Annotated in this window: 10 protein-coding genes and 1 pseudogene; 9 read left to right on the forward strand and 2 right to left on the reverse strand. The window is 51.0% G+C overall.

Going from position 1 to position 14702, the window contains the following annotated elements:
* Positions 1-44 precede the first annotated feature (44 nt).
* The 3 genes and pseudogenes from ACTQ3A_RS01085 (at position 45) to ACTQ3A_RS01095 (ending at position 4287) form a co-directional block, all read left to right on the forward strand.
* Positions 45-1409 (forward strand): MFS transporter, encoded by a 1365-nt coding sequence (locus tag ACTQ3A_RS01085; RefSeq protein ID WP_441100973.1) that lies wholly within the window; start codon positions 45-47, stop codon positions 1407-1409.
* A gap of 99 nt (positions 1410-1508) precedes the next feature.
* Positions 1509-1712, forward strand: a pseudogene (locus tag ACTQ3A_RS01090) (helix-turn-helix domain-containing protein); the annotation flags it as partial.
* Positions 1713-1938: 226 nt separating this feature from the next.
* Complete coding sequence (locus tag ACTQ3A_RS01095; RefSeq protein WP_441494400.1) at positions 1939-4287, forward strand: hypothetical protein; 2349 nt, start codon at positions 1939-1941, stop codon at positions 4285-4287.
* A 136-nt stretch (positions 4288-4423) separates the two neighbouring features.
* Here the strand turns inward: ACTQ3A_RS01095 and ACTQ3A_RS01100 are convergent, their stop codons facing one another.
* Positions 4424-5080: an SOS response-associated peptidase gene (locus ACTQ3A_RS01100; protein WP_441494401.1), complete on the reverse strand. Its 657-nt coding sequence runs from the start codon at positions 5078-5080 to the stop codon at positions 4424-4426.
* 254 nt (positions 5081-5334) lie between these two features.
* Here ACTQ3A_RS01100 and ACTQ3A_RS01105 point away from each other — a divergent pair, with 254 nt between their 5' ends.
* The 5 genes from ACTQ3A_RS01105 (at position 5335) to ACTQ3A_RS01125 (ending at position 12534) form a co-directional block, all read left to right on the forward strand.
* Entirely contained in the window at positions 5335-7068 is a 1734-nt protein-coding gene (locus ACTQ3A_RS01105; protein ID WP_441494402.1) for a TerB N-terminal domain-containing protein, read from the forward strand.
* The gene (locus ACTQ3A_RS01110) at positions 7065-8396 is read left to right on the forward strand and encodes an ATP-binding protein (RefSeq protein ID WP_441100969.1); all 1332 of its coding nucleotides are present in this window, start codon (positions 7065-7067) and stop codon (positions 8394-8396) included. Before ACTQ3A_RS01105 ends, ACTQ3A_RS01110 begins: the two co-directional genes overlap by 4 nt.
* 13 nt (positions 8397-8409) lie before the next feature.
* Entirely contained in the window at positions 8410-10722 is a 2313-nt protein-coding gene (locus tag ACTQ3A_RS01115) for a DEAD/DEAH box helicase (RefSeq protein WP_441494403.1), read from the forward strand.
* A gap of 5 nt (positions 10723-10727) precedes the next feature.
* Positions 10728-10949, forward strand: coding sequence for a hypothetical protein (locus ACTQ3A_RS01120; RefSeq protein WP_441100967.1), 222 nt, complete (start codon positions 10728-10730; stop codon positions 10947-10949).
* A gap of 151 nt (positions 10950-11100) precedes the next feature.
* A complete protein-coding gene (locus ACTQ3A_RS01125; protein ID WP_441100966.1) occupies positions 11101-12534 on the forward strand; it encodes an MATE family efflux transporter in 1434 nt (477 codons plus the stop codon).
* A gap of 182 nt (positions 12535-12716) precedes the next feature.
* Here the strand turns inward: ACTQ3A_RS01125 and ACTQ3A_RS01130 are convergent, their stop codons facing one another.
* Positions 12717-13241 (reverse strand): nitroreductase family protein, encoded by a 525-nt coding sequence (locus ACTQ3A_RS01130; RefSeq protein ID WP_441100965.1) that lies wholly within the window; start codon positions 13239-13241, stop codon positions 12717-12719.
* Between the two features lie 366 nt (positions 13242-13607).
* Here ACTQ3A_RS01130 and thiD point away from each other — a divergent pair, with 366 nt between their 5' ends.
* On the forward strand, positions 13608-14414 hold the full coding sequence (gene thiD, locus ACTQ3A_RS01135; RefSeq protein WP_441100964.1) for a bifunctional hydroxymethylpyrimidine kinase/phosphomethylpyrimidine kinase: 807 nt from the start codon (positions 13608-13610) through the stop codon (positions 14412-14414).
* Positions 14415-14702 lie beyond the last annotated feature (288 nt).

Consider the following 14702-nt stretch of genomic DNA (forward strand, 5'->3'; position numbering starts at 1 on the left):
ATTGAGATTCTAAGTGCAATGAAGATGAGGAGCAAAGAAATTCGATGGAAGAAAAAAAGTATTTGAAATGGTATAACAAAATTGGATATGGATCAGGTGATATTGCAGGCAATGTAGTCTATGCGTTCCTGACATCTTTTATGATGGTCTATCTGACGGACTCGGTAGGACTTGCTCCAGGTGTCGTGGGTACCCTGATTGCCATATCAAAAGTATTTGATGGTTTTACGGATATATTTTTTGGATCAATGATTGACAAAACACACAGTAAAATGGGAAAAGCGAAACCCTGGATGCTATACGGATATATTGGCTGTGCCATTACGCTGGTCTGCTGCTTTTCAGTACCGGTGAGTTTGGGAACAACGGCTAAATACGCATGGTTCTTTATTTCTTATACACTGTTAAATTGTGTGTTTTATACAGCAAACAATATTGCTTACTCAGCACTTACGTCACTGATTACAAAGAACAGCAAAGAGCGTGTGCAGATGGGATCTTGCCGTTTTATTTTTGCATTTTCAACAAGTCTTCTGATTCAGGCGATTACAGTTGGATTTGTAGATAAATGTGGTGGAGATGCTGCGGCATGGAGAACGGTTGCTATTATCTATGCAATCATTGGTCTGGTCGTAAATACGATTTCAGCACTTTCTGTTAAGGAACTTCCGGAGGAAGAACTTAATGAAGGAGAAGTAAAGAATGATAATGAAAAGTACGGAATGGTACAGGCATTCAAGCTTCTTGTCAAAAACAAATATTACATGATGATTTGTGGAACATATATTTTACAGCAGTTATATGGTGCCATGATTGGAGCTGGCATTTATTACATGACATGGGTACTGAAAAATAAGAATTTGTTTGGACAATTTGCATGGGCAGTAAATATTCCTCTGATCATTGCCCTGATTTTCACACCGACATTAGTTGGTAAGTGGAAAGGTATGTATAAACTGAACTTAAGAGGTTATGTCTTAGCAGTCATCGGTAGAGCACTTGTTGTTGTTGCAGGATATATGGGCAGTGTTCCGCTGATGATGGCATTTACAGCTCTTGCAGCCTTAGGTCAGGGACCATGGCAGGGAGATATGAATGCAGTTATCGCATCCTGCTCTGAATACACTTATCTTACACAGGGAAAGAGAATTGACGGAACGATGTACTCTTGTACTTCTCTTGGCGTAAAAATCGGTGGAGGTATTGGAACCGCTGTTGTTGGATGGATGCTTGAGTTTAGTGGATATATCGGAACAAATGCAACTCAGCCGCAGTCTGCACTTGATATGATGCAGTTTATGTATCTTTGGCTTCCGTTAATCTTTGATGCATTGATTATGTTTGTACTTTCAAGAATGAATGTAGAAGATGCAAATAAAAAACTGAAAGCAGAAAAAGGAATTAAATAAGAAACTGGCAAGGATAGGACTTGATGTGCCAGAAGAACATTTTTATGCCAGCGCATTGGCAACAGCCGCTTTTTTAAAGGAACAGGCGGCAGGCTGTTCAGCATGATTGATGCGCGGAACAGAGAAGGCTTAACGCAGAAGGAATTGTCTGATAGGACAGGTATCACTCAAGCGGATATCAGTCGTATTGAAAATGGCACCAGAAATCCTTCACTTGGAATGGTAAAACGGCTGGCAAATGGCCTTGGCATGAGATTAAAGATCGAATTCATCCCAGGAGGTACAGTAAAGCCCGCAGAATAAACCTGATTGGCGCATATACTTGCGGAGAGGCAGCACAGCAGTGATATCAATGATGTCATGAAGAATTTTCCTCGCACTGTAGCGGTATTTTCCCTGCAGATCAATCCACAACTCCTGCATTTCAGATACGCCAGAAGCAAGATAAAATAATACAAAATTTACTTGACAAAATAGTGCAATGTGCCAGTATAAATTGCGTAGACTACCATTAAGAAGAGGCTTGATAATGATGAAATTTCTGGGACGTATGTTTTCTTTCGTGCTCTCAGGCATCACCGCATGCATGCTGGGATTTGCACTATTTTTTTCACTCATCACGGGGTTCGGAAGAGGACTTCCGGATATGGCGGTAGAGGGAATCATACAGCGCTTTCCGGAGACCTGGTCTTCTGTTGAGATCTGTGTCTTTCTGATTGCGCTGATTCTGCTGTTTGTGGGATTTGGTTTCCTGGCATTTGCCTGGATTGATCGTGTGGGTCATAGGAAAAGGCTGCTGATGTTTCTGATTCTTGGCGGCGTATTTCTGGTGATGCAGCTTTTCATCGCGTTCGGACTGCATACCATTCAGAATACGGATGCCTTTGAGGTTCAGGATCAGGCGCTTGCTATCGCGCGGGGCGTTCACCAGATCGTCGATTATACAAAATCCACCTATTTTGCCAAATATGGAAATAATGATCTTTACCTGATTTTCTGCGTTCAGGTCTTCAGGGTCTGTATGTTGCTGCATATTCATGCGTATCGCACGGTGTTTGCGGTGCTGAATGTGGCCGCCGTTGATCTTGGCATTCTCATGACCTGGAGGACGGTTTTTCTTCTGAGAGGGCCGAAGGCAGCGCTGAAGGTATTTGTGCTGAGTGTTTTCAATCCGCTTAATATTCTTCTGATATGCTGGCCCTATACCTGTACGCTCAGCATGCCGCTGATGATGCTGAGCCTGTGGATGGCTGCAGCGCTTCTGAAGGGGAAGGACAGCGGAGCACTGCATTTTGTGGAGTTTCTGGTGATCGGGCTGACGGCTGTGACCGCATATTATTTTCGTCCGACAGCCGCGTTCCCGGTAATCGCTCTCGTTCTGTGCGGCGTATGCGCGGGCGTGCAGAAGCTTTTCTATCGGCCAGAGATGTCTTCCGGCGACTCGCAGAATTCCGCTTCGGGATCCGGACAGATGCCTGCTGGCACGCGGATGTCTTGTTCCGGTATGAAACAAACGAACGTTCAATCAAGAGAATTATCTTTCTATACAATGGGAAAGAACCGGAAATTGCGGAATCTTATCAGAAAAGGTATCCTTGCTGTCTGCGTGATTCTTCTGATGGCAGTGACATCGTCTGCGATCCGAAACGCTTCCCTGCGTCTGGATCCGGTGACAGACACACAGTTTCCGACCGTATACTGGCTGATGCTTGGCGCTTCGGAGACCGGACGGGTGAATTCGGAAGATATGAATTATAACCGGCGTATGTACACCGAGAAGGAGAACAGGGAAGCGGACATTGCAGCAGTCCGACAGATTCTGAAGGAACGAGGTCTGGCTGGCAATGTGAAGCACTATCTGGAAAAAACAGGGCTGACATGGTCGGATGGAACCGCGGAATATCTCAGCCGCAGCATGGGATCAGAGAACAGCCTGCCGTGGCTATATCAGCTCCTGAACGGGCCGGGCGCCGGAATTCTTTATCTGTGGTGCCAGGCATATCGTATGGTGATGCTTTTTATGGCTCTCGCCGGGATTTTGGTCTGGCTTTGTTCCGGGAGAAAATCGGGATGTGCCGGCAATTTTATCTTCCAGGTATGCGTTATCACCCTGCTTGGAGGTTTTGTCTTCTATACATTCTGGGAGGGAAAACCGGTTTACAGCTATCCCTTCCTGCCGTATCTGATTCTGGTCAGCCTGCCCGTGTGGGAAAAGGCCTGCCGCATAGATGAGGGAAAATATCAGGATGCGCCGTCTTCCGTGGGAACCGTACGTCGTCTCGTACTCGTTGTTCTGCTTGTCGTAACCGGGCTCGGGCTGTTTCAGAAGTACGTCATTACAGCGGAATCGGGCGTTTTCGATGTTCCTTCCATTGTAAGTGACAGTACGGCTCTGGCCGACTGGGTCAGTGTCCCGGAAGGTCAGACGCTGACGCAGAGCTTCTATCCTTCGGGAGCATTTAATACCATCCTGATCCGGGCAAGAACGGCAGGCAGAGGAAATACGAAGGACAGGTACCGAATTGTCGTGGTTTCCGGTGATTCTGGAGAAGAGGCGAATTCCGCCGCTTATCGCCCGGAGGAAGTCATTGCGGATAAAACAATTCAAGCTGGCAAGATAAAGGATCGAAGGATCATCCTGAATTTCCCGACTGTTTTTCCGGCAAAAAACGAAGCCTTCCGGATCATTGTCACGAATCTTTCCACAGAGGGAAAAGGGCAGGACGGACTGCAGTCTACAGTACGTTTCGGGACCAGGCTCTGTTATGTGATGGATGAGTATAAGGGGAACTGTGTTGTCAAGGGCAGGAGGCATGCCGGTGATCTTCTGATTCGTGTAAGCCGGATAGATGAACCGGTTGTAAAGGAACGCGGGTAAGCACATGACGAACCGGTCCGGACGGAATGCGGGAAACCGGATAGATGAACCGATTCGGATGGAACGCGGGTAATCGCATAACGAACCGGTGCGGATGGAACGCTGGTAATCGCATAATGATCCGGTTCAGATGGAATCAGTCCGGACGAACCGGGGCATGGCGGGAAACAGGGGTGATCATCATATCGTCCAGCATTTCTGCGGCGATTTTCTCCGGATCTGAGTCCGGGCAAATCCAGTCCCCGATTGCCTCTCGAGGAAGGATGACAGGCATGCGGTTGTGAATACGCGCGAGTTCCGGGGTCGGCTCTCTTGTGAGAACGGTGAAGACCGGATATGTCAGGCCGCTCGTCTCTTCCATGTGGTACAGCCCGGCAAGGTAGGTCAGATCGGATGCTTCGGGACGGATTGCGTACTTTCCGCCGGTTTGCACCCGTCCGCCGGACGTACGGATATGTTCCCATTCGAAATAACAGGATGCTGGAATGATACAGCGATGTCGCCTCCAGTCAGAGGAGAACGAGACCTTCTCCTTCGCAGATTCGATTCTGGCATTTACGACAGGCCCTTTCACACCGGGGATATGATATCCCCATATCATCGGATACACAGCTTTTTCTGCGGAAGCGGAGGGCGCAATTACGGCGGCGATATCGGTCGGACGGATTTCTCCGGATGTTCTGAATTCTCTTCTCAGCCGATCGGTCATTCTGCGCAGAAGCGCCGTGCTGCCCGCTGCCTCCGTGTATTGATTCATTTCTTCAGAAGGTTCGATAAAAAATCGCGTACACATATTCGTTTGAACTTCCTTTTTTTCATCAGGTATAAAGCGTCTGCTCGTCTCCTATACAATACCACACAGAGTCAAAACAGATCCCGCAATAATCGAAAATTTGTTCTTTTTCATTGCAGCTGATATAATAACTGAGAATATAAAGGGATCGGATTTCAGGACTTACGATCGTAAAGAATCGTGTTCCGGATTTTGAGATTGGAAAAGTATCGGATTGTGGATTTGTTGAAGGAAATGCCATGGAGAGGTCGGGATTGACTGCCAGTATTGTGGTGGACAATACAGGGAAGGAAAAAAATAAAGGAGAAGACGTATACCGGGATACACCGCTTCCATTTGCGGGCAGCATTTCCGGGCAGTTCCCGCGCAAGGAAAGAGCAGCCAGGTGCAATGCAGAAGCAAAACAGGGTGCAGAAGCAGAAGGAAGCCTTTCAGCAGGCCGGGGTTTTTCGGCGGAAGAAAGTCATTCAGCGGGCCGGGGTTCTTCGGTGGAAGGAAGTCATTCAGCGCGGCGAGGTTCTTCGGTGGAAGAAAGTCATTCAGCGGAACGGAACGGATACTCCTCTGATGTACCCGGACAGATTCTGGAGATGATCCGTCTGTATGAGTTCGGGGACGGTTCGCCCGAACACCGTGCCAGGATGTTCTGCAGGCAGGGAAAATTCATGGAGAAGTATGAGGATGATTTCCCCTGGAAGGGTGATTTCAGACGTTATTTCACGACTTATCATGATCTGAATATCCGTCAGCTGCGCGGCTATTTTACCTGGAGAACCGGAATACGAAACGGAGAATACCGCCCGATCTCCACGTCGCTGGCATATATGTACCTATACGAGCTTCTGTGCGGCATCGGCGCGTCATCGGTTGACGATGTGCTTCAGAAGATGGAGACATTTGAGGAAAACTATGTGAATGCCGGCATCAGTGATCCGGGGATGCGGAAAAATATCCGCCGGTGGATGTTTGAATATGCGGTGCTTCATGGCCTGCCGGCAGAGAGGGTTCGCTCATACGCAAATCCGGAAGCTTTGGATTTTGATCATTCTCTTGTGATCCTGAAAAACCCGAAGAATCATTCGGATGAGGAGATTTTTCATGCGATGAGCCGCTTCACAGGACAAACGATTGAAAAATCCGCCGTTCTGACCCGCAATAGAAAAAGGGGCATTCATCTTCTGGCCGGGATGTGGAGGTATCTCTCTGAACATTTTGAGGATAACGGGAGGGATATTTTTATGGTGTGTTTCGGCACACGGAAATGTTATCCGTGGCATCCGCTCTCAAATGCGGTATACTGGGAGGAAATGGAACTTCCGGACATGGATTTCGAGATGGATGAATGCAGAACATTTCATCTGCGGGACGGGAAGTGGCAGGAGGAGCGGTACGGCGGTCTTGGATTGCATCTGGACTGGTTCCGTTCCCTGCTTCGCGCCTCGGACAGGATTTTGCGCAGAAAGCTGAGAACGGGACATTATCTTCGGGAAAGAATGGACGAGCAATGGGCGGTTCCTTACATCGAAGCTGCGCTTCGGGAGATGGAGGCGGAAGAGCAAAGAGCAGCGATGCCCGTGATTGAAATAGATTATGCGGGTTTGAAGCAGATCCGGGAGGATGCCGCGATCACGCGGGACAGCCTTCTGACCGATGAAGAGATAGAGGAAAGCCGGGAGCCGGAGACCGATTCTGTTGTGAAGAAGATCCGGCAATCACCGGGTGAAGCAGATAGAGAGGCAGGAGAAAATAAGGAAACCGGTGCGGACAGCCTGTACCGCCGGATTTTGCTCATGCTTCTCGACGGGCAGCCCATAAACGATGTGGTAAGAGAAAATCATCTGATGCCTGCTGTTGTCGCGGATGCGATCAACGAGGCGTTTTTCGATGAAATCGGCGATAGTGTCGTCGAATGCGACGGGGATGAGATCTGTGTCGTTGAGGATTACAGAGAGGATATAGTTCAGGCGTTAGGGGAGATCAGCTTATGAGTGATGAGCACAGAAAAGTACCGAAGAGAATCGCGCAGACGGTTCTGAATTCGCTGAAGGGCGGCGTGGTTCCGAGGATCGGACTGCCCTATATCGCAGTCGGCAGAAAGAACGAGATTGAGGCGCTTTTACATGATGTAGACATTATCTCAGAGGGAGGCGCATCCTTCCGGTTCATCGTCGGAAGGTACGGATCCGGCAAGAGCTTTTTGATTCAGACGATCCGGAATTATGTGATGGACCGCGGCTTTATCGTGGCGGATGCGGATCTTTCGCCGGAGCGCCGTCTTCAGGGAACGCGTGGACAGGGCCTCGCGACGTATCGGGAACTGATTGGAAATCTCTCCACGAAGACAAAGCCGGAGGGAGGGGCTCTTACACTGGTTCTGGATCGGTGGATCAGCGCGGTGCAGGCGGAGGCCTCAGGGGAGACGGGACGGATGCCGGGCGATCCTCTGCTCACGGAGGCGGTAGACCGGAAAATCGTCGCTGTCACCTCGCAGATCAGCGAGCTGGTGCACGGATTTGAGTTTGCTTCCCTTCTGTCGCGCTATTACCATGCTTACATTGATGGGGATGACGAGACAAAGGGAAAGGTTGTCCGCTGGTTTCGGGGCGAATACGCGCTGAAACGCGAGGCGAAGGAGGAGCTCGGCGTAAATATCATCATCACGGACGATGACTGGTACGATTACCTGAAGCTCTTCGCCGTTTTTTTCCGCCTGGCGGGCTACTCGGGGATGATGATCATGATCGATGAGCTGGTGAATCTGTATAAGATCCCGAATGCCATCACCCGACAGTACAACTATGAGAAGATGCTCACCATGTATAATGACACCCTGCAGGGGAAGGCAAAATACCTTGGCATCATCATGGGAGCGACGCCGCAGGCGGTGGAAGACAGGCGCCGCGGGGTGTACAGCTACGAGGCGCTTCGGTCCAGACTTGCGGAGGGGAAATTTTCGAAGCCGGGGGCGCGAGATCTCCTCGCGCCGGTCATCCGGCTTGATCCTCTGACTCCGGAGGAAATGCTGGTCCTGTGTGAAAAATTGTCTGACATGCATGCCGGACTGTATCAGTACGAGAGAAGAGTTACGACGGAAGAGCTTGGCGATTTCATCAAGCTTGAGTATGGACGGATCGGAGCGGATCAGAACATCACGCCCAGAGAAGTGATCCGTGATTTTATCGAGCTGCTTGATCTGCTGTATCAGAATCCGTCCCTCGACATGGAGAAGATGCTTGCATCGGACGCATTTACGTACACGAAGTCGGAAGCTGTATCGGATCAGACAGACAGCAGCTACGCGACCTTTACGATCTGAAAGAGAGCAGGGAATGAATGTATTCGCAAGGTATGCACCATTTATTCAGGATTATATTTACCGCTCCGGCTGGCAGACGCTTCGGGGCGTTCAGAACGCGGCGGGAGAAGCGATCTTCGGCTCTGACCAGAATGTTCTTCTGACTGCGCCGACTGCCTCGGGCAAAACCGAAGCGGCTTTCTTTCCCGTCCTGTCTCTATTGGATGAGGAACCATCCCGAAGTGTCGGTGTTCTGTACATCGCGCCGCTCAAGGCTTTAATCAATGATCAGTTCGGGCGGCTGAATGAACTGTGTGAAGAAGCCGGGATCGCTGTCACCCGATGGCACGGAGACGCGGCACAGTCGGGGAAGCGAAGGCTTCTGAAGAAGCCCTCAGGTATTCTGCAGATTACACCCGAATCTCTGGAGTCTCTGATGATCAATAAACATATGGAGATTCCTTCTCTGTTCGGCGATCTGCGATTCATCGTGATTGATGAGATTCATTCGCTTCTGCGGGCGGACCGGGGCCTCCAGACCTTCTGTCTGATCGAACGGCTCTGCAGACTGGCTGGGTGCAATCCGAGGAGAATCGGGCTGTCCGCCACTATCGGGAATCCGGAGGAAGCGGGGAAATTCCTGTCGGCCGGCAGCGGAAGAGGCTGCATCATTCCGAAATTCGAGGGCGCGAAAGAGGTCTGGCATCTCTCGATGGAGCATTTTTTTAACACCGCTCCGCAGGCGGATGAGGGGAAAACGATTCCGGAGAAGCCACCGGCTGCCGGAATAACAGCCGGTGCCGGACCGAAGGCTTCGACAATGGAAGAGGCAGCCGGTGCCGGGCCGAATGCCACAGCAATGGAGGAGCCGACCGATTCCGCGCCGAAGGCAGCCGATCCCGGAATCGGGTATATTTTTGAACACACCCGGGGAAAGAAATGCCTGATTTTCACAAATTCACGTGAGGAATGCGAGGCGGTCTGCCAGCACCTGAGGCAGTACTGCGAGGCGGTGCACGAGCCTGACCGTTTTCTGATTCATCACGGAAACCTGTCGGCATCCTATCGGGAGAGTGCGGAAGAGGAGATGAAGGAGGAGAATTCCCTGATGTCGGTGTGCGCCACGGCAACACTCGAGCTCGGCATCGATATCGGAAAACTGGAGCGCGCCTTTCAGATCGATGCGCCGTTTACGGTGTCCGGTTTCCTTCAGAGAATGGGAAGGACAGGCAGAAGGGGCAATCCTTCAGAGATGTGGTTCGTGATGCGTGAGGATCACCCGGAACCCAGAGCCATGCTGCCGGAGATGATCCCGTGGTATCTGATACAGGGGATTGCCCTGGTTCAGCTGTATCTTGAGGAACGGTTTGTCGAACCGCCCCGCACGGGCCGGCTCCCGTTCAGCCTGCTGTACCATCAGACCATGAGCACACTTGCGTCCTGCGGAGAGATGACGCCCGGAGAGCTTGCGTCGCGTGTGCTGACACTCTCGGCCTTTCATCGGATCACGGCTGACGATTACCGTGTGCTTCTGCGGCATCTGCTGGAGATCGACCATATCAACCGGACCGAAAACGGAGGGCTGATTGTGGGAATAGCGGGCGAGAGGATTGTCAACAACTACAAATTTTACGCCGTCTTTCAGGAAAACATCGAATACACCGTGCGCTCCGGATCCGAGCAGATCGGAACCATCGTGAAACCGCCGCCTGCAGGGGACAAAATTGCCATCGCCGGCCGCGTCTGGGTGGTGGAGGAAGTGGATCATAAGCGCAGAGAGGTGTATTGTACGCTCGTCAAGGGAAATATCCCCGCCTATTTCGGTGATGTGGCCGGAGATATACACACCCGCATTCTGGAACGGATGTACGGGGTGCTCTGTGAGGAAAAATCATATCCGTATCTCATGTGTCACGCCGTGGGAAGACTTTCCGATGCCAGAGAGACATTCCGGAAATCCGGGATGGCGGAGCATCCGCTGGTCCATCTCGGAGGAAACATGTGGGCGCTTTTTCCCTGGCTCGGAAGCTACGCGTTTCTTGCGCTGGAGCGTTTCCTGAAAATCCGGTGCGCAGGGCGGCTGGGTCTGAAAGGGCTGAATGCGTCCAGACCGTATTACATGCAGTTTACCATGAAAACGGACGAGACGGAGTTTTACCGGATCGTATCTGAGGAGGCCGGGAAAGATATCGACCCGCTTGAACTTGTATATCCGAAGGAGGTTCCGGTTTTTGAAAAATATGACGAATACGTTCCGGAAGAACTGGTCCGGAAAGGGTTTGCGTATGGAGTGCTTGATATCGAAGGAATGCGGGATCGTGTGCTCTCCTGGAGCAGGGAGGTGTAGAAAAAATGTTTGGTCTTTTGCTGCTGATATTGATCGTGATCGGACTTTTTAAGCTGACAGGCATTATCTTGCATGCTGTCGGGAAGATCCTTGGCGGAGTTCTGGGCATTTTCGGCTGGCTGGTTCTGGCGGGACTTGCGGCAACAGTATTCGGATTTGGATTGTTTATGTTCGCGATTATCCTGATTGTCGGGGCGATCGCATTGATTATCAGTGTGATGACATAAAGAAGATGAGAGGTTAATTGAATTGCTTTGAGAAATCATACCCAAAACCTATACGGTAAACGGCCATACGATAAGTCGTGCCACATTCTGTATAGAGGCAGGAGGACAAAAATGACAGGATTTGATGTGATTGACGGGGTGTGGAGGAATCATGAGAAGTGAAGGCGGATCGGCGCTGAGCAGTGAGAAGAAGGATGCGGGCTTCTTTCTGCACAGCAAAGAGTTTTATAAATCTTTTTTTGTCATGATGGCACTTCTCGTCTTCCAGAATATCATTACCTATTCGGTAAATGTGGCTGACAACATCATGCTTGGCGGTTACAGTCAGACAGCGCTGTCCGCCGCTGCTGCCTGCAATCAGATTCAGTACATTCTGCAGCAGTTTACGGTTATGGGACTCGGCGAGGGAATTGTTATTCTTTCCAGCCAGTACTGGGGAAAAAAGGACACGGAGATGATTCAGAGAATCTCCGGCACGGCGATGCTGTGCGGGATACTCGCGGGAGCGGTCCTTACGGCGGCTGCGTTCGTCGCGCCGGACCGTATGGTCGGTATCTTTACTGATGATCCGGATATCATCCGGATGGGAGTCTCTTATCTGTCGATCATCCGGTATACGTATCTGATCTTTATTGTGACGAATCTGATCCTGTCAACGCTGCGCAGCGTTCAGGTTGTAAGGATTGCGTTTCTGCTTTCCTGCCTGGAGCTTGTGATCAATGCGGGAATCAATTACTGCCTGATCTATGGAAAATTCTGCTTCCCGGAGATGGGAATTCATGGCGCGGCGATCGGTACGCTGATCGCGAATCTGACGGGGCTTGTGGTGCTTGTGTTCTATTGCCGGTTCAGCCGGAACGTCCCGCTTCGTCTGGATCTCCGGAAGATGATGCGGGTGAACGGAGATATCCTGAAGAATTATCTGAAGGTGGCGCTTCCGTGTGTGGTTTCCGCCATTGTGTTTGCCAGTGCGGTGGCGATTCAGACCGTGATCTTCGGTCATCTCTCCAGTGATGCGTTGGCAGCCTCCGGAGTCGCTGGAACCTTTTTTCAGTATGTCAAGATGATACCGGTCGGCGCTTCGTCTGCCGCTGGCGTGCATGTGGGCAAAACCGTTGGGAGCGGGAAACTCAGAAAGCTCAGACAGATGGTGCATTCGCTCCAGGCAATTTTCCTGGTGGTCGGCTGCATATCGTGCGTGATTCTTCTGGCGCTCCGGTATCCGGTACTGTCTCTGTATAAGCTGACCGATACGGCATATTCGTATGCGCTGACACAGATGACGATACAGGCCTTCATTGCGATCGGCATGTCTTTCCAGATGCCGGAGCAGATGGGAATCATCCGCGCCGGCGGGGATACCCGTTATTCCATGATCAGCGATATTGTGTACAGCTGGATTGTCGTGATTCCGATGGGCCTGGTCGGCTGTTTCGTGCTCGGCTGGCCGTTCTGGGCGATGGTGCTCTGGCTGAACATGGATCAGATCCTGAAATGCTTTACCGTGACGCACAAGGTCTCCACCTATTCGTGGATCCGGAATCTTGCGGGCGCGGAAACTGCGAAAGACGTAAGCGGACTTTGATTTACGCGAACAGTGAGCCGCAGCCGAATGCGAAGCATTCGTGTGCGGCGAGCGTCGCGATAGCGAGATAAAACTCGCGCAGCGTGTTTTATCTCGTTTGCTGCCGGCAGATGTCATCCGTCGGCTGTGCTTCTGGAAAATACTGTGTCCGGCCGCTTTGGAGAAACTGCCGGCAGCTGGCTTCAGTCGACGGTGTTGCAGGAGAATTTATGCTTCTCCGGAATTTCACGGTCGGAATATCCGGCTTCGGTCTGGCCGAGAATAATGGAACCGGTGGGAGTGAAGCCTTCCGGCAGGTTCAGCTTCGCGACGATCGCCGGATCCTGGGAGAGTGCGTAAGTAGCACCGTAGATATCGCAGTGACCAACGCCCTCCTCTACGGCGGCGAGGGACATGTTCTCGATAATCATGGCTACGTTGGCACTTGCCACATTGCCCTGATCGCTGGAGGAAACGACGATCAGCATCGGCGCGCCGTAGAGCGGGTGCATGGACGGATTCCCGAAGAATTTTGCGCCCGCCTTGTCGATGGCGTCCAGAAGCTCTTTGTTTGTCACGATGGTGAGGTGGATGCTGTCATATTTTCCCATGCCGATTGGTGATTCATATGCAGCTGTAAGTATAGATGCAAGCTGAGCGTCGGTAATGGGTTTTCCGTTATAGGAGCGGATTGATTTTCTGTTGTTCAGTGCTTTCTTTAGTTCCATGATGGATACCTCCTTGTTCTACATTGAATGTGCCATCGGTATGCGGGGGTAAAGCCCGCATGACCGTTTGCTGCGGTATGGTCCGGATACGCATAATCGCTGTGATCCGGATGCGCATAACCGTTGTGATCGGTATGCGTATTACCGTTGCTATTATAGCATATTGCAGAGAGCATTACGATAAGGGGGTCTGCGGATAGTATGGGGATCCTGCGGATATTCCTGGGGTTTTGCGGATAGTATGGGGATCCTGCGAATATTCTGGGTTCTGCGGATAGTCTGGGGATTCTCTGGATATTCTGGGGAAAGACGAAGAGATGGCTGACATTGGCAGAGAAACAGCGAATCAAAGTGGAGGTTGAGCATATGAAACGAAGAACAGCTTTATCGATTGCGGGAAGTGACTGCAGCGGGGGTGCCGGCATTCAGGCGGATCTGAAGACGATGACGATAAACGGTGTTTATGCCATGAGTGTGATCACGGCGATGACGGCACAGAATACCACCGGGGTGAGAGCGGTTCAGGAGGCAGCTCCTGAATTCCTGAAAGAACAGATCGATGCGGTTTTTGAAGATATCTTTCCGGATGCCGTGAAGATCGGAATGGTTCCGTCGGCCGCGCTGCTGCACGTCATCAGTGACAGGCTCCGGTACTACGGGGCGCGAAATGTGGTTGTAGATCCGGTCATGGCAGCAAGCACCGGGTCTCTTCTGACGAACGAGAATTCGGTAAAGGCAATGACAGAGGAATTGCTTCCCGTTTCTTCCCTTGTCACGCCGAATATTCCGGAGGCACAGATCCTGTCGGGCATTTCCATTGAAAACAGGGAAGATATGGTCCGTGCCGGGAGGGAGATCAACAGCCGTTGTCATTGTTCTGTGCTGGTGAAGGGAGGACATATCGCGGGGAACGCGGATGACCTTCTGATTGATCAGGGTGAGATCTACTGGTTCAGCGGAAAACGGATTGAAAATCCGAACAGCCATGGAACCGGCTGCACGCTGTCGAGCGCGATCGCGTCGAATCTTGCGAAGGGAAGCACAATGTATGACGCGGTGCAGAAGGCGAAGGACTATCTGACGGGCGCGCTTTCTGCCATGCTTGATCTTGGAAAGGGAAGCGGCCCCCTGGATCACGCATTCTGTCTGAAAAAAACTGCATTTTTTCCATAAAAAGGCAGAAAAAATCTTGACATGAGGAGTCTGATTCGATACGTTTGTAATATAAATTATGTGTTGTATCCGGCTATAAATTACATGTTGTATCCGGCCCTGATAGGTTACGGAATTTATCCCGTTCATACCGGGTAGAGAGATGAGCGTGAAGCCATGTGAAACAGGGCGAAAACGTGAATATGCGCGGTCAGTGAGCCACATCCGCTCACTCAAGGGGTGAAGCAGTGAGGCGAACGCCGCGACAGACCGACAAAGTCGGTCACATGTATGATTGCAGGAGCGCAA

This window comes from Bilifractor sp. LCP21S3_F8, from assembly GCF_052117805.1.
In the GTDB taxonomy this organism is placed as follows: Bacteria; Bacillota; Clostridia; order Lachnospirales; family Lachnospiraceae; genus Bilifractor.